The sequence below is a fragment of the Chungangia koreensis genome (genome assembly GCF_042651785.1).
Lineage (GTDB): Bacteria > Bacillota > Bacilli > Bacillales_A > Planococcaceae > Chungangia > Chungangia koreensis.
Window position 1 is genome coordinate 154,976 of sequence record NZ_JBHSEC010000002.1, and the last position, 24,854, is coordinate 179,829.

General features: G+C 42.5%; 25 protein-coding genes and 1 other annotated feature. All 25 genes read right to left on the bottom strand.

The window, feature by feature from the left end:
* Positions 1-38: 38 nt before the first annotated feature.
* Positions 39-2,801 (bottom strand): isoleucine--tRNA ligase, encoded by a 2,763-nt coding sequence (gene ileS, locus ACFOZY_RS02410; RefSeq protein ID WP_378151860.1) that lies wholly within the window; start codon positions 2,799-2,801, stop codon positions 39-41.
* A gap of 63 nt (positions 2,802-2,864) precedes the next feature.
* Positions 2,865-3,084 (bottom strand) — a binding site (T-box leader).
* 50 nt (positions 3,085-3,134) lie between these two features.
* Positions 3,135-3,644: a DivIVA domain-containing protein gene (locus tag ACFOZY_RS02415; RefSeq protein WP_378151862.1), complete on the bottom strand. Its 510-nt coding sequence runs from the start codon at positions 3,642-3,644 to the stop codon at positions 3,135-3,137.
* Between the two features lie 109 nt (positions 3,645-3,753).
* A complete protein-coding gene (locus tag ACFOZY_RS02420; RefSeq protein WP_378151864.1) occupies positions 3,754-4,533 on the bottom strand; it encodes a YlmH family RNA-binding protein in 780 nt (259 codons plus the stop codon).
* A gap of 80 nt (positions 4,534-4,613) precedes the next feature.
* Positions 4,614-4,874, bottom strand: a complete 261-nt coding sequence (locus ACFOZY_RS02425) for a YggT family protein (RefSeq protein WP_378151866.1) — start codon at positions 4,872-4,874, stop codon at positions 4,614-4,616.
* A gap of 17 nt (positions 4,875-4,891) precedes the next feature.
* Positions 4,892-5,329 (bottom strand): cell division protein SepF, encoded by a 438-nt coding sequence (locus ACFOZY_RS02430; RefSeq protein ID WP_378151868.1) that lies wholly within the window; start codon positions 5,327-5,329, stop codon positions 4,892-4,894.
* A 2-nt stretch (positions 5,330-5,331) separates the two neighbouring features.
* Complete coding sequence (locus tag ACFOZY_RS02435; protein WP_378151870.1) at positions 5,332-6,021, bottom strand: YggS family pyridoxal phosphate-dependent enzyme; 690 nt, start codon at positions 6,019-6,021, stop codon at positions 5,332-5,334.
* 68 nt (positions 6,022-6,089) lie between these two features.
* On the bottom strand, positions 6,090-6,335 hold the full coding sequence (locus ACFOZY_RS02440) for a PRC-barrel domain-containing protein (RefSeq protein ID WP_378151872.1): 246 nt from the start codon (positions 6,333-6,335) through the stop codon (positions 6,090-6,092).
* Positions 6,336-6,424: 89 nt separating this feature from the next.
* The gene (sigG, locus tag ACFOZY_RS02445; protein ID WP_378151874.1) at positions 6,425-7,222 is read right to left on the bottom strand and encodes an RNA polymerase sporulation sigma factor SigG; all 798 of its coding nucleotides are present in this window, start codon (positions 7,220-7,222) and stop codon (positions 6,425-6,427) included.
* Between the two features lie 93 nt (positions 7,223-7,315).
* Positions 7,316-8,023, bottom strand: a complete 708-nt coding sequence (sigE, locus tag ACFOZY_RS02450; RefSeq protein WP_378151876.1) for an RNA polymerase sporulation sigma factor SigE — start codon at positions 8,021-8,023, stop codon at positions 7,316-7,318.
* Positions 8,013-8,876 carry a sigma-E processing peptidase SpoIIGA gene (locus tag ACFOZY_RS02455; RefSeq protein WP_378151878.1) on the bottom strand — a complete coding sequence of 288 codons (864 nt, stop codon included), beginning with the start codon at positions 8,874-8,876 and terminating at the stop codon, positions 8,013-8,015. The genes sigE and ACFOZY_RS02455 overlap by 11 nt, the downstream gene beginning before the upstream one ends.
* Before the next feature lie 548 nt (positions 8,877-9,424).
* The gene (locus tag ACFOZY_RS02460; protein ID WP_378151880.1) at positions 9,425-9,625 is read right to left on the bottom strand and encodes a hypothetical protein; all 201 of its coding nucleotides are present in this window, start codon (positions 9,623-9,625) and stop codon (positions 9,425-9,427) included.
* Positions 9,626-9,778: 153 nt separating this feature from the next.
* Positions 9,779-10,963 carry a cell division protein FtsZ gene (ftsZ, locus tag ACFOZY_RS02465; protein ID WP_378151882.1) on the bottom strand — a complete coding sequence of 395 codons (1,185 nt, stop codon included), beginning with the start codon at positions 10,961-10,963 and terminating at the stop codon, positions 9,779-9,781.
* Positions 10,964-11,017: 54 nt separating this feature from the next.
* Positions 11,018-12,298, bottom strand: coding sequence for a cell division protein FtsA (ftsA, locus tag ACFOZY_RS02470; protein WP_378151884.1), 1,281 nt, complete (start codon positions 12,296-12,298; stop codon positions 11,018-11,020).
* A gap of 104 nt (positions 12,299-12,402) precedes the next feature.
* Positions 12,403-12,774: a small basic family protein gene (locus ACFOZY_RS02475; RefSeq protein WP_378151886.1), complete on the bottom strand. Its 372-nt coding sequence runs from the start codon at positions 12,772-12,774 to the stop codon at positions 12,403-12,405.
* Between the two features lie 4 nt (positions 12,775-12,778).
* The gene (locus ACFOZY_RS02480) at positions 12,779-13,492 is read right to left on the bottom strand and encodes a DUF881 domain-containing protein (RefSeq protein WP_378151888.1); all 714 of its coding nucleotides are present in this window, start codon (positions 13,490-13,492) and stop codon (positions 12,779-12,781) included.
* Positions 13,493-13,511: 19 nt separating this feature from the next.
* Entirely contained in the window at positions 13,512-14,240 is a 729-nt protein-coding gene (locus tag ACFOZY_RS02485; RefSeq protein ID WP_378151890.1) for a DUF881 domain-containing protein, read from the bottom strand.
* The gene (locus ACFOZY_RS02490; protein WP_378151892.1) at positions 14,212-15,036 is read right to left on the bottom strand and encodes a cell division protein FtsQ/DivIB; all 825 of its coding nucleotides are present in this window, start codon (positions 15,034-15,036) and stop codon (positions 14,212-14,214) included. The genes ACFOZY_RS02485 and ACFOZY_RS02490 overlap by 29 nt, the downstream gene beginning before the upstream one ends.
* A gap of 20 nt (positions 15,037-15,056) precedes the next feature.
* Entirely contained in the window at positions 15,057-16,127 is a 1,071-nt protein-coding gene (gene ftsW / locus ACFOZY_RS02495) for a putative lipid II flippase FtsW (protein ID WP_378151894.1), read from the bottom strand.
* Between the two features lie 66 nt (positions 16,128-16,193).
* Complete coding sequence (murD, locus tag ACFOZY_RS02500) at positions 16,194-17,543, bottom strand: UDP-N-acetylmuramoyl-L-alanine--D-glutamate ligase (RefSeq protein WP_378151896.1); 1,350 nt, start codon at positions 17,541-17,543, stop codon at positions 16,194-16,196.
* Entirely contained in the window at positions 17,544-18,515 is a 972-nt protein-coding gene (gene mraY, locus ACFOZY_RS02505; RefSeq protein WP_378151898.1) for a phospho-N-acetylmuramoyl-pentapeptide-transferase, read from the bottom strand.
* 57 nt (positions 18,516-18,572) lie between these two features.
* On the bottom strand, positions 18,573-20,585 hold the full coding sequence (locus ACFOZY_RS02510) for a stage V sporulation protein D (RefSeq protein ID WP_378152209.1): 2,013 nt from the start codon (positions 20,583-20,585) through the stop codon (positions 18,573-18,575).
* Positions 20,586-20,640: 55 nt separating this feature from the next.
* Positions 20,641-22,839, bottom strand: a complete 2,199-nt coding sequence (locus ACFOZY_RS02515) for a penicillin-binding protein (protein WP_378151900.1) — start codon at positions 22,837-22,839, stop codon at positions 20,641-20,643.
* Positions 22,836-23,204 (bottom strand): cell division protein FtsL, encoded by a 369-nt coding sequence (ftsL, locus tag ACFOZY_RS02520; protein WP_378151902.1) that lies wholly within the window; start codon positions 23,202-23,204, stop codon positions 22,836-22,838. Before ftsL ends, ACFOZY_RS02515 begins: the two co-directional genes overlap by 4 nt.
* 14 nt (positions 23,205-23,218) lie before the next feature.
* A complete protein-coding gene (rsmH, locus tag ACFOZY_RS02525) occupies positions 23,219-24,157 on the bottom strand; it encodes a 16S rRNA (cytosine(1402)-N(4))-methyltransferase RsmH (protein ID WP_378151904.1) in 939 nt (312 codons plus the stop codon).
* Between the two features lie 22 nt (positions 24,158-24,179).
* The gene (gene mraZ / locus ACFOZY_RS02530) at positions 24,180-24,611 is read right to left on the bottom strand and encodes a division/cell wall cluster transcriptional repressor MraZ (protein WP_378151906.1); all 432 of its coding nucleotides are present in this window, start codon (positions 24,609-24,611) and stop codon (positions 24,180-24,182) included.
* Positions 24,612-24,854 lie beyond the last annotated feature (243 nt).

Sequence of the window (24,854 nt, forward strand, 5' to 3'; positions counted from 1 at the left end):
TTTTTGCTCTATGTGAAAAGGAAAAGAATTCCCTTCACTTATTCGTATTCGTTTGTTACAACAGTTGCACAACGTTCACACAATGACGGATGGTCTGGATTCTTTCCGACTGTTTCCGAAATTGTCCAACAGCGCTCACATTTCTCACCATTTGCAGGTTCAACCAAGACTGCTGAAGTATCAAGCTGAAGTGCTTGTTCTGGTGCTTCATCTTTTGTTCCAGCGACTTCAAATTGGGAAACGATCATCAATTGTGCAAAGTCGATATTTCCTGATTCAATGAGTTCACGAAGAGCGGAATCTACGTAAACAGTCACTTTGGCTTCAAGTGATTTACCGATTGTTTTCGCATTACGCGCTTCTTCCAATGCCTTCAGTACGTCATCACGGAAATCCATGATGACTGTCCATTTCTTACGAAGTTCCTCAAAAACAGGAAGAGTGAATACTTCCGGCATATCCGTCAACTGGATACTCTCCGCTTTCTCATGTTCCAAATAGCCCCATAGTTCATCTGTTGTATGTGGGATGATAGGCGTCATCACTTGTGCTAAAGAAATTAGAGTATCGTACATAACGGTCTGCATCGCACGACGATGTGGATGGTTTTTCCCTTCAATGTACACAACATCTTTTGCAATATCCAAGTAGAACGAACTTAATTCGACCGAACAGAAATTATTGACTGCATGATAAACACCTTGGAAATCATATTTTTCATACGCTTTGAGAGCAGTATCAACGACTTCCTGTAATTTCATGACCATAAACTGATCGATTTCTCGCAAATTCTCAAATGAAACCCGATCTGTTTCCGGATTAAAATCTGACACGTTTCCGTGCAGGAAGCGGAAAGTATTCCGGATTTTCCGATAAACTTCAGAAACTTGTTTGAAGTTCGAATCAGATACGCGAACATCAGCCGTATAGTCAACAGATGAGACCCATAGTCGAAGGATATCTGCACCATATTGGTTCATGATTTTAGAAGGCTCAATGATATTACCGATGGACTTACTCATTTTACGGCCTTCGCCGTCAAGAGTAAAACCATGACTAAGAATTCCTTTATACGGAGCAAAACCAAACATGGCAACACTTGTTGTCAAAGAAGAGTTGAACCAACCGCGATATTGATCGGAACCTTCCAGATATAAATCTGCAGGGAACACTAAATCATCACGTTCAACTAACGCACCTTGATGGGAAGAACCGGAGTCGAACCATACATCCATGATATCTGTCTCTTTTCTAAAGATACCATTCGGGCTTCCCGGATGTGTAAACCCTTCAGGCAATAAATCCTTCGCTTCACGTTCAAACCAAATATTGGAGCCATGCTCACGGAAAAGTTTTGACACATGTTCGATTGTTTCGTCTGTAATGATTGGCTCATCATTTTCAGTATAGAATACTGGAATTGGCACGCCCCATACACGTTGACGTGAGATACACCAGTCTCCTCGGTCACGTACCATGTTGAACAAGCGAGTCTCGCCCCAATGAGGTGTGAACTTTGTATTACGGATCGCTTCAAGAAGTTCATCACGGAATGCATCGATGGATGCAAACCATTGAGCAGTTGCACGGTAAATAATCGGTTTCTTCGTTCTCCAGTCATGTGGATAGGAGTGAGTGAAGAAAGTCAGCTTCTCTAAAGCACCTGCCTCATTTAGTGCTTCCGTGATGGCTTTATTTGCATCGTCATAGAAGAGCCCTTCAAATCCTGGTGCTTCTGCAGTCATGATTCCGCGGTCATCAACAGGACTTAATACATCAAGACCATATTGCTGACCGATATAGAAGTCGTCTTCCCCGTGGCCAGGAGCAGTATGCACACAGCCTGTGCCCGCTTCAAGTGTAACGTGTTCGCCTAACATAACTAAGGAATCACGGTCGTATAAAGGATGAAGTGCTACAACACGGTCCAATTCAGATCCCTTTACAAGCCGGTCAACTTCATAGGATTCCCATTCCAATTCTTTCGCTACATGCTCAAGAAGATCCTTAGCTACAACAAATCGGTCTTCACCAACTTTTACAACTGCATAATCGAATTCAGGATGCACAGAAATCCCTAAGTTTGCCGGAATCGTCCATGGAGTTGTTGTCCAGATGATAATCTTTTCTCCAGCGTTTAAAGCACCTTTTCCGTCCTTCACTTCAAAGCTGACATAAATCGAAGGCGAGCGCTTATCTTTGTACTCGATTTCTGCTTCAGCAAGTGCCGATTCGCTTGAAGGAGACCAGTAAACAGGCTTAAGTCCTTTATAAATATAGCCTTTCTTAGCCATTGCACCAAAAACTTGGATTTGTCTTGCTTCAAACTCAGGTTTTAACGTGACATAAGGATTTTCCCAATTCCCTCTTACTCCAAGCCGTCGGAATTGAGAGCGCTGATTGTCGATTTGTTCCCAAGCATACGATTCACACAACTTACGGAATTCTGCTACAGACATTTCCTTCCGTTTGACACCTTTGTTCGTCAATGCTTGCTCAATCGGCAAACCATGTGTGTCCCAACCAGGAACATAAGGAGCATGATAGCCGATCATTGAACGGTGTCTCATGATCATGTCTTTCAACACTTTGTTCAGCGCATGCCCCATATGGAGGTCACCATTGGCGTATGGTGGTCCATCATGTAGTACGAAAAATGGACGGTCTTTTGTCCGTTCAAGAACTTTCTCGTTAATATCCATTTCATTCCACTTTTCTTGCATTTCCGGCTCACGTGCAGGAAGGTTTCCACGCATTGGAAAATCAGTTTTCGGCATGAGCAACGTATCTTTGTAATTCATCTGAACTCCTCCAATATATTTTCGTAATGGTCCAAGCAAATAAAAAAAGCCCCCCATCCCTGAAAAAGGGACGAGAAGCTCTACTCGCGGTACCACCCTAATTGCGACACAAATGCCGCCACTTAGAACACCGTAACGTGGTGTGAATACGGGATTGCCTACTTTGTTCTGCAATCCAGCTCCGGAGTGATTTTCGTATTGCCTGCTTCCGTCCGGGCTTTCACCATCCCCGGCTCGCTACTTCTCTGCAAGTGCAAACTACTGTCTCCATCTGCGCAATTTCAATATGTTGACATTATAAGAAATACTCCTCAATACGTCAAGGGGTGGAACTTACTCTCCACTTTTTTCGATTCGTTCCAACTCTGTTACATCGACTTCGTACTCCATCAGATGATCCCAGTCGTCAGTTTGAATAAGATCAAGTTGTGCTTCAATCAGCATTTTAAAGCGATTCCGGAATACTTTGGATTGCTTTTTAAGTTCTTCGATTTCCATAGCAATCTTCCGTGCTTTCGATAACGATTCATTGACAATGCGATCTGCATTTTTTTCGGCTTCGCGGACAATCAGTTTCGCTTCTTTCTGTGAATTTCGGCGAACCTCTTCCGCAGCTTCCTGTGCAACAAGTATAGATTTTTGAAGAGTTTCTTCAATTGACGTGAAATGAGTAACTCGATCATTTGTATTTCGAAGGCGCTCTTCTAACTCTTTCTTCTCTTTAATGAGAATTTCAAAGTCCTTGATAATTTGATCAAGGAACTCATTTACTTCATCCTCATCATAGCCACGAAAACCTCGGCTAAATTCTTTGTTATGTATATCAAGGGGTGTTAAAGGCATTATAACCATCTCTCCTTAATCTTAAATCGGTTTTCTTTCAATCTATTATAACGCTCAAATTAGTTCTTGACAGTAGTAATCTACATTTTTCCACCTTTTTTCGCAAAAATCATTCTATTCTACCGATTTGCAGACGAATTTTGTCCTTCTTTGTTCGTCCCTCAATCATGAAGATTTTCATCCTGCCGTAACCACGGACGGATAAAAGATCGGATTCTTGCAATTCAAATGCAGGTTGTTCCCGTACTGTCCAGTTCACTTTGACTCGACCACCGTGGATGAGCATAGACGCTTTTTGCCTCGAAATATTCAATACGGAGGATAAGACGGTATCCAACCTCATGGAACTGATTATATGGAGTTCCTCAAGCCACTCATCTTCATAAGGGATCAAGGATCCCGATTCCGATACTTCGTTCAGGTGCACTTTCGCTTTTCCAATAGTAGTTAAATTCGCCTGAACATAATCAGCCATCTCAGAATTGATGGTAAATTGGATACGTTCTTCATCCAAACGGATATCACCGAATTTAGAACGGTCCACTCCGATAGACATAAGAGCACCTAACACGTCCCGATGCTCGAGTGAAAGAAATTTAGAAGGATACGTTATTTCAAAAGCGGTCACTGAAAAATCCTCTTGTGTAGGCTCGAAGTACGGTGGATGAATATACATCCTCATCCTTTCCGCCTCTTCAAATTTGCCATACGCTGAAGTATCAATCTCTTGTGCCGCTCCAACAATAGATTGGACGATGAACCGTTGGCGCGGATCCAGGAAATCCGTTAATTTCGGCGAATACCGGTCCTCAGTTTCCCGGACCCAGCCCGCAACGAGTTCTATGAAAGGCTGTTCATCTTTACGAAAATGCTGGAATAGTGTTTCCATGACGTCTCCTTCAATGATGCATTCTGGTTGAGTACTAAAAAAACCCCACCGTCGTGAGGTTGTTCTTTTTTCTCAAAGGATTAGAATAATAAGACCCTTAAACCATTCAAGGCCAAATTCAAGACCAATAAAGCTACAATTGGTGAAATGTCAATCATTCCAAGTGGCGGAATGAACTTACGGAAAAAGCCTAAATACGGTTCGCAAATTTTTTCTAAGAAACGACCGAAGCTAGTATCTCTTGAACTTGGAATCCAAGACATCAAGATATAAATGATGAGTAAAAATGAATACGCACTTACTAAATAATTGGCCGCCACAAAAATATAATACTGAATCAACCCATACACCTCAATTATCAAATATCATCATAATAGTAATCAGAAATTGCCCCATCAACTTCCACATTATCTGGTACACATAGGAAAATATCAGTTCCGACACGTTGAATATCTCCTCCGAGAGCATAAACGGTACCGCTTAGGAAATCAATAATCCGGAAGCCTTGGTCTTTTTCAATTCGCTGCAGATTAACAACGACTGCACGCTTATTCTTAAGATGTTCTGCAATATCCTGCGCTTCAGCGTAAACGCGAGGTTCAATCAATATGACCTTCGACGCCTTATGAGCAGCTTGCAGGCTCACAACTGTTGGAGAAGGCATTTCTTGGTTCACCCTTCTTTCTTTCACAGATTTACGTGCCGGTGCTTGCTGCTGGACCGTCTGTTGACGTTGGACCGGTACATCTTCTTCTTCTTCCTCAAGATAAAAGAAATTTTTGATCTTGTTTTTCATGCTCATCGTGATTCCCCACTTTCATCTCCGACTAATGCTGTTCCGATTCGTACGAAAGTTGCTCCCTCTTCTACCGCAATTACATAGTCATTCGACATACCCATGGAGCATTCAGTGCAAGGTGCATGAACCAAATTCAGTGCAGCCACATCTTCTTGCAGAGATTTCAATTCTCTGAACACCGAACGGAGAACGGATTCGTTTTCGGTATTAGGAGCCATCGTCATTAATCCAACGATTCTGATCTTGTCGAATTCCTCTAAACTTTGTATGAAAGATATGACCTCATCAGGTGCAAGTCCATGCTTAGAATCCTCTCCTGATACATTAACCTGTACAAAACAATCCACTTTTCGTGTTGCCCGTTTCTGGATTTCTTTTGCCAAACTTATACGATCTAAAGAATGAAGGTAATCGATTTGATCGATCACCTCTTTAACTTTACGGCTTTGTAAGCTTCCGATAAAGTGCCATTTAACTGAATCAATATCATCAGATTTCAATTTCAGGCCATCCGGGCGGTTCTCTCCCAAATTCATTAGACCCGCGTCAACCGCCTCTTTCGTCCGTCCGACTGACACGGCTTTCGTGACGGCAATTATAGTAACACTATTTGGATTTCTGTCCGTTCGTGCACAGGCTTCTTCTATTCTCTTCGTAATTTGTTCTAAATTATATTTGATTTCTACCATATTAACCCAACTTTTCAAAGCTATCTTCTCTCATTGTACCAAGCATAGCCAAGATTTTCAATGTAAAGTCAATGCTTGCTATATTGGTCTTTCACAAGAATTACATCTTTTCCAATAACAATAATATCTTCAATTTTTATTTTCACAAATTCTTTATCGCCACCAGAGAATAATCGCAGTTTGCTGCTATCCGAAATTAGGAGAGCTTCGATCCTCCCTTCTTTAACGTTTACAACAGTATCCTGCACGTAACCTAAGAATCTGCCTTTCCCGGCTTCTATGATTTCTCTCTTCTGCAAATCGGTGAATCTCATCTTCTATTCCTCCTTTCTTCATCTTATGAAATAAAAATAAGAAAAACGCACAGGCTATAAAAACCTGGCGTTTTTCTGGTCATGTTCAGTCAATTATTTTTTATTTCTTCTTGTACCATATTGTTTTGAATAATACTGATGGCATGTTTTTCAAGCCGGGAAATTTGTGCTTGTGAAATACCCAACTCTCGAGCAATTTCAGTTTGGGTTTCACCGTAATAATAGCGTTTGGATAGAATTGTCTGTTGCCTTTCATCCAGTTTCGTCAATGTTTCTTTTACAGATACATACGTGACCCACCGTTCTTCTGAAACCATATCATCTTGTAGTTGGTCCATCATGTACACTGGATCTCCACTGTCGTGATGAATCGGTTCATGAAGGGATAATGGATCTTGAATTGCATCTAAAGCAAACAAAATATCTTCAGCAGGAATTTCGGTCAATTCTGCCAGGTTCGCTAACGTCGGTTCTTTCAAATTCTCTTGTATATATTGTTCTTTAGCTTTCATCGCTTTATATGCGATATCCCGTAGTGATCTGGAAACGCGTACTGGATGGTGGTCTCGTAAATGCCGCCGGATTTCACCGATAATCATCGGTACGGCGTATGTTGAGAAACGGACGTTATGTTTCAGGTCAAAATTATCAATGGATTTAATAAGGCCGATACAACCGACCTGGAACAGATCGTCAGCCTGCTCCCCCCTGTAAGCGAAACGTTGGACAATACTTAAAACGAGCCTCAAATTTCCCATTACAAGTTCTTCTTTCGCACTGAGATCGCCGCTTTGCAAACGGACAAATGTTGCTCTCATGACTTCATTCGACAGGACTGGCAAAGTAGAAGTATCAATTCCGCATATTTCAACTTTAGTTCTTGTCATATTCTCCTCCGAACTTGTGACTGACTGACTGTAATGTACAGTTTGTCCCCAGTCCGGAAGAATATGCGATGGTGGAATCTCCAATTTCACCCATCATGTGATCGGATGATTCAGCACCTCACGCAAATCATGTATGATCTTTTTCTCAAGTCTTGAAATATAGGATTGCGAAATACCAAGATGGTCTGCTACTTCTTTTTGAGTCATTTCTTCTTTTCCATTTAGACCGAAACGGCATTCCATAATGTATCTTTCTCTTTCTTCCAATTGATGAATGGCATAAAACATATGTTGTTTTTCTATTTTCCTCTCAACATCTTCCGTAATAATATCCTCATCCGTTCCTAAAATGTCCGAAAGGAGAAGCTCATTACCATCAGCATCTGAATTCAATGGTTCATCGAATGACACTTCGGATTTCATTCGGCTTGTTTTTCTTAAATGCATCAGGATTTCGTTTTCAATACATCTTGAAGCATAAGTAGCAAGTTTGATTTTCTTATCTGTGTTAAACGTTTCAATCGCTTTGATAAGTCCGATTGTTCCAATACTAATAAGATCTTCAATATGTGTACCGGTATTCTCAAATCTTCTGGCAATATAGACGACTAATCGCAAGTTTTTTTCAATAAGTGTATCCCGCGCTGCCGGATCTCCAGCCATAAAGGCTTCGATCGCCTTTGCTTCTTCCTCCCTTGTCAGGGGCGTCGGTAATGATTCATGGCCTCCTATGTAGTAGGTGCCGCTTTTCTTGATGGAAGAGAAGATCAGTGATAGCCATCGTAATAGTTCATGAAACATCAGCTTTTCCCCTTTCATTTTTGAATGTGGTCATAGCAGAGACATGGAGGATTGCATCCGCTCCCTTTGGAAACTTTGTATTCTGTTTCGTTAATACAACGTAACCGGGCATTAAATAGTGGCCATTCTCATTCCCCAAAAACCAATTCTCGTATCGGAATGCAATCGCCCACGTCTCTTTTTTCTGGATCGTTGACAGCCGGATGAGACGGATGATTGATCGGTATCTTTCCGGAAACTGGGAGAGTCGAGTCGGATCACCTGCTTCCCACGCCAACAAACTTCTGATTAGTTCCTCATCCATTGCATGCTTGACCGCTTCAAATGCAACAAAATGGACCGGTTTTCCTGAAAGTGGTTCAGTGCATGTGTTACCCGTATCGATGAATACCGTGAGAGGGATATTTTTGCCGAACACCTCTACTTCAGATGAGTGTGTAAGTTGAACATTCATGGCATTCACTTTCCCATCCATCCACTTTGACTGAAAAAAATGAAGACCTGCATAACAAATGATACAAGCGATCATGACAAAGTAATAAGAGGACGCGGCTGAAAGTATCGGTTGCAATGCAGTTAATAAGCCCCCGGCAAATAATGCTGCTATCGCCGTAACAGAAGCTCCTCTTTTCCACTCCATGATTCTCCAGCCAAATGCCCACGCTGTCATGAATACGAAAGATAGCAGGACTACAATGATGGCATCACCTAATACTGTAACAATGGTGCCGCCAATAAGAGAACTGACCAGAAGCCGTTTGAACGATATGCGATACATGCAAATTTTATTGGTAAATGAAAGCATAGAGAAGTTGAACAGGGTATTGATCGCGATCATGACTTCCGCATACATGTCGACTGCCTCCTTACGGAAACGATAACATATGCTTTTTAAAGAATTTGTCAAAGGGAGGCGACAGAGGGGTAAAAGTTATCGACAAAAAGTTGATTACTAAAATGCATTATGCTTAATCAGGCTTGTTTTCACTTATTACCATATGTTTTGCAAGGCGCATTTCAGAACAATTCCACGAAATTTGTTTTTAACGACAAAAAGACCGCCTCAAAAAGGGATAGTCACAGATTGTTGTCAAAGTAAAACCTTTGTGGAGATTGATGTATTAGAAAATCAGCAGTGTCTGCCACTTCGCTTTCCGTGAGCTTGGCTTCGGGCCAACAGGATGTTGGTCACAAAGGCGTTGCCGCAGGACGCGGCGTATTTAGCCTTTGTTCATTCACCTATCGTTCCTGCGGGGTCTTCAGCTCAAGCTATTCCCACAGGACATTGCAATAGCTTCCTCGAATAGACACCGCACGAAGGAAATGCGAAGCATTTTCGAGGAGTCTTCGTTGCGGACACTACTTGTTATACAACATCGAACAAGGGATTGTACTAAATTTCTATTTATCAATATTGAATCCAATCAATATAAAATGTTTAATAAACACTTTTGAATTAGTTTTTGAATTACTATCTTCTTTAGCTATAGATAAGAAGCGGAAGGCGGCGACTCCTGCGGGACAGCGAGACAGTCCAAGACCCCGCAAGGCGAATATAGGATGGGATGCTAAGTGCGCCGCATCGTGCGGCAACGCATCCATAACCGACATCCTGTCAGTCCGAGGCTTGGCGCGAGCCCGCGGAAAGCGTCCGCCTGGAGCGATTGCTCCAGGTTCAATAATATAAGTTTTGTTTTTCCTTAAATAAAAAAATGGAGACCGCCTCTATATAGAGACGGTCTCCTTATATCTTTCTTATCTTCTACGTTGTCGATTGCGGAGGAATGTTGGAATGTCAAGTGTATCCTCCTGCGACTGAGCATGTTGGCGCTCCTGCTGTTGATAAGATGGCTGTTGTTGTTGTTGCGGTTGGTGATGCTGATGAGGCTGTTCTTCTCTCCTCTGTTCGCGTTGAACAGGTTGCTGTGCTTGTTGGCGAGATGCCCCAATGCCGCCGCGTGTCGGACGGGTAGCGGTTAACTGTTCTTCAGTGAAGCCTGTTGCAATAACAGTTACAACAATTTCGTCTTTTAGATTATCATTGATCACCGATCCAAAAATCATGTTCACGTCTTCATCCGAAGCGGATGCAACGATATCTGCCGCTTCTTGGACTTCATAAAGGCTCAAATTAGAACCACCAGTAATATTCATCAAGACACCTTTAGCACCATCGATTGAAGTTTCGAGCAATGGGCTAGAAATTGCTTTCTTCGCAGCTTCTGCTGCACGGTTCTCCCCAGACGAAACACCAATCCCCATTAGAGCAGACCCTTTGTTAGACATGATGGTCTTAACATCGGCAAAGTCGAGGTTGATCAATCCAGGTACGGCGATCAAATCCGAAATCCCTTGAACACCTTGACGTAACACATTATCCGCTTCACGGAATGCTTCAAGCATTGGTGTGTTTTTGTCGACAATTTCCAATAGACGATCGTTAGGAATAACGATGAGTGTATCAACCGATTCTTTCATTGCTGAAATTCCACCGATTGCTTGTGTTTGCCTTTTACGACCTTCAAAAGTAAATGGACGAGTGACAACACCAACTGTTAAGGCACCAATATCTCGTGCTATTTGAGCAATGACAGGTGCAGCGCCAGTACCTGTACCGCCTCCCATTCCGGCAGTTACGAATACCATATCGGCGCCACGAAGCGCCTCTTCAATCTGTTCTTTACTCTCTTCAGCAGCTTTTCTACCTACTTCAGGGTTTGCCCCTGCTCCTAATCCGCGAGTAAGTTTAGCACCGATTTGGAGCTTCACTTCCGCCTTAGAAAGGTTTAATGCTTGAGCATCTGTATTTACTGCAATGAATTCAACGCCAGCTACGCCGTGCTCGATCATTCGGTTAACAGCATTGTTTCCGCCACCACCGACGCCGATCACTTTGATAATCGCGAGCTGTTCGACATTTGTATCAAATTCCAACATCATTTTTTCCTCCTCATCCTTGTCGGTTCCACCGGAATCTTCTAATCTACTATCCTTTTATTCAAAGAATTTATCGAAGAACTTTTTAGCCTTATCCATCACACCTTCGCGGTCCTGCTGATTCTTGGACTGCGTTTTCGGCTTTTTCGACGCTGAAGCGGCTGCAACCGGTATCGGTTCCAATGCTTGTCCACTATCCTTGCCAAAGAACTCGTCCTGCGCATGTGCATAACGGATCAGACCAGTCGAAGTTGCATATTGCGGTTCTCTGACACCGATATAATCAGGTGTATACAATCTTACCCTAGTTTGCAGGATATGTCTAGCAAGTGGGGCGATCCCCTCAAGTTTAGATGAGCCGCCAGTCAATACTACCCCACCTGGAATGTCTTGAATCCCCATCCGGTAAAACTCGTCCAAGATAAGTTCAAACAACTCTTCTAAACGGACACCGATGATTTCCGATATGTATCGTTGACTGTATTGTTCTTTCGTATCCACTCCGATCACCGGCACTTCAAACAATTCATCATCAGAAGCGTCATCATAGAAGGCATGTCCAAATTGATGTTTAATCTTTTCTGCCTGCTCAGTTGTGGTCTTTAATACGATGGAAAGATCTTTTGTTATGTGGTCCCCTCCAACAGGGATCACGGCTGTTTTTGTCATATGTCCTTCTTCAAAGACGGCTATCGTTGTTGAACCACCACCGATATCGATAAACGCAGTTCCATGATTTTTCTCGTCGTCCGACAATGCGAAATAACCTGCCGCCAATGGCTGCAAGTAAATTTCACGGACTTCAAGTCCGGCACGTTCAACACATCGGAGAATATTATGGAGGATTGTCTTAGAAGTCGTGACCATCAATCCGTCCATTTCCAAGCGAATACCAATCATGCCCCGAGGGTCTTTAATCTCGTCCAAATGATCAACGATAAACTGCTTCGGCACTAAGTTGACGAGCTCCCTCTCTGGAGGAATGGACATTACTTGAGCGGAATTGATGACCCGATCGAGGTCGTCATCGGTAATTTCACGATTCTCACTGTTAACGGCAACGACGCCCTTCACTTGTTGAAGCAGCACCTGATTTGCCGGAATACCTAATACTACATCGCGAATCGACATGCCGATCATTCTCTCGGCTTGATCCACTGCTTTTTTTATAGACTGCACAGTTGCATCGATATCGACGATGGCCCCTTTTCGGATGCCATTGGACTTTACATTCCCGACACCGATTACATGCAATGTATCATCATTCATCTCACCGATTAAAACTTTTACGGAGGACGATCCTATATCAAGAGAAACATATAATTCATTTTGACTCAACTCATGGCACCTCCTTCAAAACTATCCTTAATCACCATTCTATTGCATTCTTACTGCGTTGTCTAAGCAATTTCGTCATGTTTTGTAAATTTCCCTCTATTCGACTACTTTTGAGGAATTTCCAATTTATCTTTTTTCCGCTCATCCCACTTTGAAAGCAGAATTCGGCGGATTACGGCAATATTTTGGAACAGCCGGACACCGAACGCAAATATTGCGGCCAGGTATAAGTCGATTCCCAAATGGACACCGAGGAAAGCCAGTCCAGCTGCAAGCGCTATATTAAAGAAAAAACCTGATACGAACACTTTGTCATCGTAGACGTTTTGCAAATGAGCCCGGATACCCCCGAATAATGTGTCCAATGCAGCAAGTACCGCAATTGAGAGATAATTCTCATATTCAGAAGGGATTTTCACATCTGTCATTAACCCGAAAGTTAGTCCCAATATTAATCCTAAAAGTGGTAGCCACATACCATTACTCCTTTTCCGCCTCTGACAAGTACTTATTATCAATCGGCTGGTCATACGCTGGAATTGTCATTTTACTAACGGGATCTTTAATCTCAAGCGATAGATTGTCGATGAAGAAATCATCTCCTATGTTCGAAGCGTGCAATGCATTATAAACTTGCCTTGCTTCTTCCATCGTACTTGTTCCAATTCTGATTTCAAATGGAGGGGTCTTAATTGGCAAGCCATTAACTGTCGTTTCTCCATTTATATCGCGAATTGGACTTAGAAGTGTTAGCCTTTTACCGTCAACCCCGATTGCTTGGCTTCCAAACCTGTTAATCTCATTGATCAGCCGTGTAAGTAATTCTGGTGAAATAATGGAAATACCATTACCAAGCGCCATGCTTTCGATCGATGGTTTAACAACCAAGGTCAAGCCTGGTCCATTGAAATCTGTTAACCCTGCATATTCCCTTAGCTCCATAACTGTTTCACGTAGTGCTTGTTCAGGACTTTCAGACTGGATGTTCTCGTACTTAATAAGTGTATCATTTGCAGAACGGATTTCCTTTAACAGCTCTGAGTGGAGTTGCATTTCCTTCGACAGCTCCTGGCGGATTTCCCAGACGTCACGGGTATCACGGGATTCAGGCGTTTGAATCGTGTTGTATTGAATGGACACCATAAGCCCGATGATGATTAAGATGACCGTAAACCGGAGCTGTACGCGATTCATGCCAATTCTCCTTTCTGTTTTAAGAGCCCTCTGTATGCATAGGGGACATTCGGATCGAATTACTTTCTTCTAATGTCACCACAATATTATCATGGATCAGCTGATCGAAGACCCCCCCTTTCAGCTGGATAGCCGGAAGGAGAACATCAGTATCACCAATGGCTTCAATCGTGAAAGGAGCTGGATACTGATTAGTTCCGATTGTGATGACAGGGCCTGTACATTTGATATAAGTACTTTCGTCTATTCTTTGCCCGTTGACGGCAATCGCCTGTGCGCCTGAAATTCTCAATTCATGGATCACCTTGAAAATATGGCTTTCATGGACGATGTATTCGTTTGGATTCATAGTAGCGGGATCGTATTCCGCATCTTCGAGCTTCACTTTGAGACCTTCACCTTTGGCAGGCACACTCCCAAGTAATAAGCGGAGATCCTTAGCCTCTTCTGCAAGTTTCGAATAGCTTTCTTCACCTTCGGAAAATGATTTCTCATATTCCCTGATTTGCTCCCGCTTGGCCGTCAGCTCCTCGGTCAATTCTTTATTCCTTTCCATTTGTTTGATCAGCTCATCCCGATATTTGCCTTCGTGTTCAGCAACAGAATTTCCGGCTAACGATTCACGTGGATCATTTTTAGAAAGACTATAGGAATAACTGAGGATAAACCCTAAAATCAGAAAAACGGCTGCAAGAATGATCCCGCCCCCGACTTTGCCATTATTCTTCATTTTCTTGTTGTTCCTCATTAACTTCAGCCTCCTCTCCTTCCACTAAATCCTCATCAGGAAGATCAGGACCGTATACTTCCTGATACGGACTGAAAAAGGAACCCACTTCTAAATCTATAACACCATATTGACCCGTTGGAATTTGAGTCACTATTGATGGGTAGTACTTCATTTTTTCAGACAATGATGGAATTAGCGCTCTAACTTCGTTCCCATCATTCATGAATATTTGTAGTGAAAATTGATCCTGCTTATTTGGCGTATATCGAATCTGAGAAATTAATGGAAGAATATCACTCGGCATATCCTGCAATTCCTTGGTCATTCTCTTCAGGATATGCTGCTCAGAAAAACCGCTAAGAATTGGTGCGTCTAATATCATATCCTTTTGTTTCTGAGGAAAAGTTGTCCCATTTTCTAATAGGTGCATATATTCCCCATCTTTTTCAATGAAAGCAAGTCGATCCCATTCTTTTATTGAAATGGAAATTTCATTGATCCAACCACGTTTTACAGTCGCTTCCTTGACTTCGTTACTTGACATAAGAGTTTTCTCGATTGCACCAGCCCGGAATCCCCACATGGACATTCCGTTTTCCAATCCACTTTTTTCTATGTACGCTTCATTACTATTCAGTGATGCACCATCAACATGAATACGGGAGATATGGCTAAAATCCGATTGGAAATACAAGAGACCTGTTAGCGTGAATAGGAAAATGAAAATGAGTAGAAAGAATTTTCGGTTCGTCCGTTTTTTTCTTCTCTCCCGCAAAGTAGGGATCCGTTCTTCAATATCAATAATCTTATCCAAGAAATAGGCCTCCTTTCCAATCAGTTTTTCTTATGGGTTGAAAAATTCAGTATGATGCCTACGCAAATCCAAGCAGCGAGGAGCGACGAGCCGCCGTAACTGATGAAGGGCAATGTAACACCCGTTACAGGTAATAGACCGATAACTACACCTACATTTAAAAAAGTCTGAAACCCGATCATACTAATAATGCTGACTATCATGAAGAACGCCAACTGAGAGCCTGCCCTTGCAGCAAGTCCGAAACCGGACATGATCATTATGAAGAATAAGAAAAGAACAGCGCTAGCACCAATGAATCCGATTTCCTCTGCAATAATAGAAAAAATGAAATCATTCTGTGGTTCCGGAAGATATAAGTACTTTTGGCGACTATAGCCGTATCCGTGACCAAAGAGTCCAGCAGGACCAATGGCCATCAACGATTGAATCCCTTGAAAACCAGTTCCAAGAGGATCACTCCATGGATCTAAATACGCTTTTATACGATCCAAACGATATGGGGCTGATGCAATTAAGGCAGTTAAAGCACCAACTCCTAAAAATGCCAATAAGACAAAGAATTTCATTGGATATCCAGCAATCAGCAGTAAAATGAAAGCCGATACCACTAAAATGACCGCTGAGCCGAAATCCGGCTGCAGCATTATGAGTCCCGCTGGGAGGAGTATCAGGATGAAATGAAGATAATTGAATATCTTCCCTCTTTGCGGAACCACACTCAATTTACAAGAAAGTTTAGCAAGTAATGCGATTTTAGCAAATTCAGCCGGCTGGAGGTTAATCGGTCCGAGTGCTATCCAACTTTGAGAACCGTTCCTTACTACCCCGATACCAGGAATCAGTACAGCAACGAGCAGCAATAGTGACAGTATGTAGATCACATTCCAAAACTTTTCGTTTCGAATGAGCTCGGATTTCGTAATTGCATAAGCAAGCGTACCTGCAATTGCCAAATAGATTGCTTGCTTCAATAGGAATGGGGCTGAATTGCCGTAATGGACTTGCCCCCAATAAGTACCTGCTGAATAGACAAAACTTAGTCCTACTAATGACAATAGCACGACGGAGGACAGAAACGTCCACTTCAATTTTTGATCCAGTACGTGCATCCTTTCGGTGTAAAATTTATGGACCATGGAAGGGTCCTAAAATCATTAAATCTTCATAACGGCTCGGATAAATTCATCACCGCGCATTTCAAAATTCGGATATTGATCCCAACTTGCACAAGCTGGTGAAAGGAGAATGACATCCCCTTCTTCTGAAATAGCAACCGCCTTTTCTACAATATCATCCATTCCATCCGCTTTCATGATGTCTGTGATTCCACATGACCTTCCAAACTCTTCCAAGCGATCAGCTGTTTCACCAAAAACAACCATCCCTTTTACATCATTCATATTGCCACGCATCTCTTCAAATGAGTGTCCTCGATCCAAACCGCCACATAACAAAATTGTTGGCTGCCTGAACGCTTCGAGTGCACTTTTTGTCGCTAACGTATTCGTTGCTTTGGAATCATTATAAAATTTTCTTTTGTTCCATTCCCTTACGTATTGGGTTCGATGCCTAACACCAGTGAAGGACGATAGAACGTGGACAATAGTTTCCACAGTACAACCGGATAAAAGTGCTGCAGCAGTCGCACAAAGTATATTTTCCAAGTTGTGTTTACCTGGAAGTGCAATGATCGAACGTTTCAGCAAAGCCTCTCCTTGCCAATACACCATCTCTTCGTCCGCGCTAATTCCTACATCAGTCTTTCCAGATACAGAAAACGGAATTTTTTTTGCAACGGACTTCTCAGCATAGGAACACACGATTTCTTGTTCGGAATTGTAGATTAACCAATCATCACTAGTCTGATTAGACGTAATTTTAAATTTCGCTTCACCGTAGGCATCAAAATCTCCGTGATAATCCAGATGTGCTTCATAGAGATTTGTCCAAATGGCAATAGTAGGTCTGAACTTTTGAGTTCCCATCAACTGAAATGAAGAAAGCTCTGTGACAATCACTTGATCAGCTTCCGCTTTTTCCGCAACAGAACATGCAACTGTCCCAATATTTCCTGCAATCAGCGGTCTCTTCCCTCCAATATTGAGAAGATGATAGAGGAGAGTCGTTGTCGTTGTTTTACCATTTGAACCAGTAATTCCGATAAACGGTGCCTCACTGATCAAATATGCAAGCTCTACTTCGGTAAAAACAGGAATTCCTCTATGGATTGCATCTTCTACAATCGGGTTATCATAACGGATTCCAGGGTTCTTAATCACGTATTCAAACCCTTCGTCCAATATATGTTCCGGATGATACCCACAAATTACAGTAATACCTTCACTTAGAAGGAATTGGGCATCCGGGCTGTCTTCAAATGGCTGCCGGTCATTGACGGTAACGAAGGCGCCTAACTTATGTAGGAGCTGGGCAGCTGCTACTCCACTTTTCGCCAAGCCCAAGATTAGTACCTTTTTCTGTTGAAAATCGGTAATCTCCTTCAATTAGAACACCTCCCATAACACCGCTGATAAAGCGGCAAGTAAAGCAATACCCCAAAACGTTAAAACAATTCTCCACTCCGACCAACCCACTAATTCAAAATGATGATGGATTGGGCTCATCTTAAAGATCCGTTTACCCGTTGTCTTGAAACTGATGACTTGTAGGATTACCGACAGGGTTTCAATAACGAATATGACACCAATAAGCAGTAGAGTGAATTCCTGTTTCATGAGAACAGAAAGCATGGCAAGCACTCCACCGAGTGCAAGGGAACCAGTATCCCCCATGAACACTTTTGCAGGGTTAATGTTAAACAAGAGGAAGCCTAATAACGCACCCGTGACTGCAAAAGCAAATACAGCCAAGTCGTTTTGACCGTAGATTAATGCCAATACCCCAAATGCTGCAAATGAAATAGATGACGTCCCTCCAACAAGACCGTCCAGCCCATCGGAAAGATTAACGGCGTTTGAAAAGCCCACTAACCAGAAAATGAGGAACGCAATGTAGAGAATTCCCAGATCAAACGAAACATCAGTGAACGGCAAAGTAAGTGTTGTCTGGAATGGTCCTAATCTCAATAAGAAATAAGCAATGATTGAAATAACGATTTGCCCGATCAGTTTTTGAATAGAGGTTAGACCTAAGTTCCTTTTTAACACGACTTTTATAAAGTCATCGAGGAAACCGATAAGTCCAAATCCGACTAAAACGATTAGTAAGACCACCGTTTGGGTGGTAAGTAATTCAAAGTAATAAGAAAGGACCAACGTGGTCAGAATGATTGAAACGATGAAAATCACGCCGCCCATCGTTGGTGTACCTGCTTTTTTCTGGTGAGCTTCCGGTCCTTCTTCGCGTATGCTTTGCCCAAATTTCATCTTTCGCAAAACTGGGATCAGCAAAAATCCACCGATTATTGAAATAGCGAAGGAAGTCGAAAGAATCACGAGTGTAGTAGCGAGTGTCATAAGTAATCTCCTTTAAACCAATGAAGTTCATTTATTTCTTCAACTAAATTATGTATGTTAGTGGGAATGGTCATGTGCTTGATCCTCTTTTACTGGATCAGTTTCCCCCTCTTTGTTAGAAGGATTCCCTTCTTCTGTTTGTTTATCGGCTGTGTAGTCCGTATAAACATGGATTATATCAGTATCCCGAATTAATCCGCCCGCTCTCGGAAGCTGCGTTAATATCTGGTCACCGGAACCATGCCATTCAAGCTTGAATGGGTACATGAGTTTACCAATTTCGGACTTGGTCTTGCCAGTCAGATCAGGAACTCTATACGTTAACTGATCTCCCCACCGGTATTCTTTTTCGATTTGTCCTTCACGCGGCTCAATATTGAGTATGGGCTGAATATCCTCCAAAATGTTACCGACAATCGGTGCCGCGATGACTCCGCCGAACTGCATGGCATGCTTCGGATTGTCAACAGCTACATAGACAACAATTTGTGGATCATCTGCAGGAGCGAATCCTATAAATGATACAATATATTCTCCATCTTTGTATCGGCCATTTTCTGCCTTTTGTGCAGTACCAGTTTTTCCACCTACACGAAGTTCATCAACAAAGGCATTTCTTCCAGAACCGTTTGCCACTACTGACTCCAAGGCTTCTCGAACTTGTTTGGATGTCTCTTCACTAATTACCTGCCTCTTAAGCTCTGGCTCGAACTGCTCGATGACTTCACCAGTTTCAGAGTCCTTGATGGCTTTCACGATATATGGCCGGTATAATTTACCGCCATTCACAGCAGCAGCAACTGCCTGCACTTGTTGGATCGGTGTAACTGAAATCCCTTGGCCGAATGAGGTCGTCGCATGTTCGACCGGTCCATAATTTTCTGGAGAGAATAGAATTCCCTTCGCCTCCCCGGCAATATTGGAGCCGGTTTTTTCACCGAATCCGAAATCACGTATGTATTGGCTCAGCTTTTCCTCGCCTACACGCCTTCCCAACTCAATGAAACCCGGGTTGCAAGAGTTTTCTACCACTTCCAGGAACGACTGGTGGCCATGGCCTTCTCGTTTCCAACAACGTAATCTCGTATCTTCGACAATTGCATACCCCGGATCATAGAAATGGTCATTTTGTAAATCCACTTTCCCTTCCTCTAATGCAGCACTTAATGTAATGATCTTGAATGTAGATCCCGGTTCAAACGTCATCCAGACCGGTAAGTTCCGATTATAGATGGAAGGATCCACTTTCGAGTAATTAGAAGGATGGAATGTCGGAGTAGAAGCCAATGCTAAGATTTGGCCAGTTTTGACATCCATTGCGATGGCAAGCGCCTGATCTGCTTCATATTGAAGGGTTGCCTGTTTAAGTTCCCTTTCTACAACCCGTTGAACGTCAAGATCAATGGTCAATTCAACCGTCGATCCCTGTTTCCCCTTCTTCCAGCCATCCTCTACGTGTGGGAGCGGTATCTGTTTCGCATCCGTGAATAGCCTGATAATATCTTCTTTACCTTTTAACTGTTTTTCATATTGATATTCAAGACCGGCCAAGCCTTGCATATCGTATCCTGTAAAACCTAAAGTCCTTGACAATAAATCTCCATAAGGGTAGTCACGAACATAGTCTACACCGGTGTAAATACCCGGAATATTCATTTGCTGAATTTCCATCGCCTGCTCATGAGTAATATTCTTGGCTTCAGGGGCTAATTTGACTAAATAGGTCCTTTGGGACATTTTCTTTACTAACCGCTCTTTCTCTACATCTATTACCGAGGCAAGTTGCTCCGCTACTTTCTCCACATTCTTATTTTGAGCGGGCATGAAATAGAGAGTAGGAGCAAGTTTGCTTCCGGCAATCACATTCCCATTCCGGTCTGTTATTTCACCCCTAAGGCCTGCGAAGGGGATTTCCCTGTCCCAATTTTCTTCCGCTTTTGCAGTCAGCCAATCGTGCCTGATGACTTGCACATGGAACAGTTTTCCGATCAGTGCTAAGAACAGAACGAATACACCGATCCATACAAGGCGCAGCCGTTTCTTTGTCTTATATTGAATATGCAGTACAATCCCACCTTATTGTTTTTAATTCAACGTATGATAAGGATTGTCTTACTATTCAAAACTAATCTTGGGGAAGGCTGTTTTCTTCATTTTCACTATTCATATTGTTATAAACCTCTGCAGGTGTTTGTAGTTTTAGGACGACCGGTGAGTTACCTGATGCTATATTACCTGCAGAAACACTCTGACTGTGGACAAACCCTTCACCAGACGTTTCGATCCGGAGTCCAGACATCTCTTTGAATATAAGCACATTCCGTTTTGACCATCCCGTGAAGTCAGGTAGTGTTGCTTGCCCTTCTGTTTTAAGGAATACACGTTGTCCCTTTAATATTTCAGTTTTTTTAGCTGGATACTGCTCAGTAATCTTCCCACCATCTCCAACAACGACCGGGACTAATCCGGTGTTTTTCAATTCCTGGATAACAGCTTGACTTTCTTTTCCTTCATAATCACCTAAAGAAGTTTTTTCCACTTTTATGTCACTTGAAGGCTCAATGCTTAAATATTTCAAACTATTCTCTGTAACAGAAGTGAAGATTTCAGCAACCGGCTGAGAACCGATTTCTGTTACTTTCAATTGCGGCTGCTGAACAGCGATATATACTAACAGCTCCGGGTCTTCAGCAGGAGCCATCCCTAAAAACGAATAGAGGAAGTCATTTTTGCCCCATAAATAATTCCCCGTTTTCGGATCAGGAATTTGTGCAGTACCTGTTTTACCCGCAACAGTATATCCATCGAGAGCAAAGCGTTTAGCTGTACCTTTTTCCGCAGTTACGGTAGAGGCCATGATTTTCCGCACTTCTTCCGCTGTTTTTGATGAGATGGGTTTCGCTTTTTCGGATGGTTCATTATCCTTAACAATCTCTTCTGTGTTTGGATCCACGATTTTATCAATGATATATGGCTCCATCATCTTTCCATCATTCGCAATGGCTGTGCCTGCTTGAATCATTTGAATCGGTGTTACGGTTGTTCCTTGACCGAATGAGGTAGTCAAGCGTTCACTTGGCCAGTTGTCCAAGATCGTCCCTGTCGCCTCATTTGGCAGGTCAATACCTGTTTTTCCACCAAATCCAAACTTACGGACATATTCGATGAAAGTTCTGTCTCCCAAATTCTCAAGCAAATACGCCATCGCAACATTTGAAGAACGCTGAAAGCCCTCCAAATAGGTAATACGCCCCCAACCGTTACCGCCGTTATGGTCCCGAATAGTCTGATCAAGTAACTTATACCTGCCTGACTGGTAAGTCGCTCCTGGATTCCATTTTCCTTCTTCAATGGCGGCAGCTAATGTGATGATTTTCATCGTAGAACCTGGTTCAATTGTATTTTCAACTGCATCATTGAGCCAGTTCGATGTCAATCCATCCAGTGTTTGAGGGTTAAAAGATGGCCGTTGACTCATTGCTAAAATCGCACCGGTCTTCGGATCTGCAACGATAGCCACCATTTTCGCCGGTTCATATTCTGTCTCAACCCGGTTCATCGCATCTTCCAGAAAGCTTTGGATTGTTTTATCCAGCGTTAAGTAAATGTCTTGGCCGTTTTGAGCAGGAGTTAATATTTGTTCCTTATTAGGAAGCAAATAACCCCATAAATCACTTTTGTAACTTAACTTCCCGTCTTTACCGGTTAATTCTTCATTATATGTGCGCTCAAGTCCCATTTTACCGTTTGTCGTGACTTTTCCTTCTTCATTTTCTTCTTTTAAAGCAAAACCGATCAAATGGGATGCAAACTTCCCGTTAGGATAAAGCCTTTTCAAATCCCGTTCAAATACGATTCCCGGTAGTCCTTCTTGCTGGATTTTCAGCATGGTATCATGACTGATATCCCGGCCAGCTTTTCCAAATTCCACTTGATATTTCCCATTCATCGACAGTCGTTCAAAAATTTCCTCTTCCGATAAAGGAATGTACTCGGCCAAAACTTGTGCAGTTTTTTCCGGGTCGACGACATGTCTTGGATGTTCTACATCATTTGTGGCCTGGGGACTTAAAATGGCAATCAGTCGGTAACTCAACGTATCTTTAGCGATTGTTTCGCCGCTCTGGTCGTAAATAACTCCTCTGCTTGCGCTAAGAGTAGTCTCACGCGAATATTTTTTATCTGCCAATGCAGCCAAAGCTTGTCCTTCCGCCTCACCAGTCGCTTGAATCAGAAACATTCTGACGAATAATACAAAAAAGAGCCCTCCATATAGCAAAAACATAAGAAAGGCTCCCCATTGAAAACGGAATTTCTTCTTCATTGTCCAGGCACTACCTTTACATTCTGCTTTTCAAACTCAAGACCAAGTTCTTTAGCCTTTTCCCAAATACGGTCGTATGTAGAAAGCTCGCTGACTTGAATGGACAAATCCGTATTCTCTTTTTTCGTTTCTTCAATCTTAGATTCAATTGCTTGAATATCCTTATTTGTCGCAGTGATTGTCGCCTGTGTATTTAACATCATAATGGCAAAACCCGCCACAATGGAAAAGAAGAAAATCATAAGCATATATTCGCCCTTAGTAAATATCTTCGGAGCGCGTTTCTTTTGTTTTCGTTTTGCCGGGACATGAGGTGTCACCGGTTGTGAAATCATTTCCTCACGGCGTCTAAGTGGTGCAGCCATTTTTCAGTTCCCCCTCATTCTCTTATTCTTTCCGCAATTCGCAGTTTAGCGGAACGAGCACGATTATTCATTTCGATTTCATCATCACTTGGAACGATCGGTTTTCTCGTTATCAACTTCAGCTTAGGTTCCATTCCTTCGGGTATAACGGGCAGACCCGGAGGTAACTCCGGAAGTGAAGACGCTTCTTTGAAGATTGTCTTGCACAGCCTGTCCTCTAATGAATGGAACGTAATAACACTGATCCGTCCCCCTACTTTCAAAAGGGTAAGGGCATCGGTCAATGAATCTTCAGCAGCGCCGAGTTCGTCGTTCACAGCAATCCGTATTGCCTGAAATATCCTTTTTGCCGGATGGCCGCCAGTTCTTCTTGCTGCAGCGGGTATCCCCTCTTTTATGAGATCGACTAATTCAAATGTAGTTTCGATCGCTTTCTTCTTCCGTGCCTCTTCAATTTTGCGGGCAACCTGCTTTGAGAATTTTTCCTCACCATACCTGTAAAAGATTCGGACGAGGTCACCATATTCCCACTTATTAACGACTTCAAACGCTGTTAAGTCTGAACTCGTATCCATTCTCATATCGAGAGGGGCATCGTAATTGTAGCTAAAGCCCCGCTCAGGAGTGTCCAGTTGGGGAGACGAAACACCTAAATCATAAAGGATACCGTCAACTTTCTGGATGCCAATAGCATGGAGTTCTTCTTTTATGTATCGGAAATTGGCGTGGACGAACGTAATTTTGTCCAAGTGTGGAGCGAGCCGCTCCTTCGCATGGGCTATTGCTGTTTCATCCTGATCAAAACAGATCAGCCGACCATCAGCACCAAGCTGGCTTACTAAGTATTCACTATGTCCAGCTCCACCTAATGTGCAATCGACATATACGCCATCAGGCCGGATGTCCAATCCGTCAACTGTTTCGTGAAGCAATACTGTTGTATGGTTGAACATTCGGTTTCTCCTCTTTCTTATGTTAAATATTAAAATCAATCATATTCTCTGCAATTTCGTTGAAAGAATCCTCAGAGTCATCGAAATATGTTTCCCAAGCCGATTTCGCCCAAATCTCGATTCTGCTGGAAACCCCTAACACAATACATTCTTTATCAACTTTTGCATAAGAGAGTAATGTGGTGGGAATATTGATCCGCCCTTGTTTGTCTAATTCCACCTCAGTGGCACCAGAGAAGAAGAATCGGGTGAATGCACGAGCATCCTTCTTTGTAACAGGGAGCTGTTTCAATTTTTCTTCGAGTTTCCGCCATTCATCCATAGGATAACCGAATAAGCAATTATCAAGACCGCGTGTTATAACAAAACAATCTCCTAAGTGCTCCCTAAATTTAGCCGGTATGATCAGTCGGCCTTTTGGGTCAACATTATGTTGATATTCACCCATGAACATGTACTTCACCCCACATTATGAAATAAATGTACCACATCCCCCCACTTTCCTCCACCAAAAATTCAAAAAAACTTTGGTTATTTCTCAAAATAAAACAATAGTACTTGTTGAGACAGATGTTCGGTTGCAAAACACCCACCTTCTATTTATAGACCTCCATCCCTTTCTTCCATTAAAGAGAGCGATAGATGTACTTTCCTATAAACAAAAAGCTCCCTTCATCTTAGGGAGCTTTCACTACTT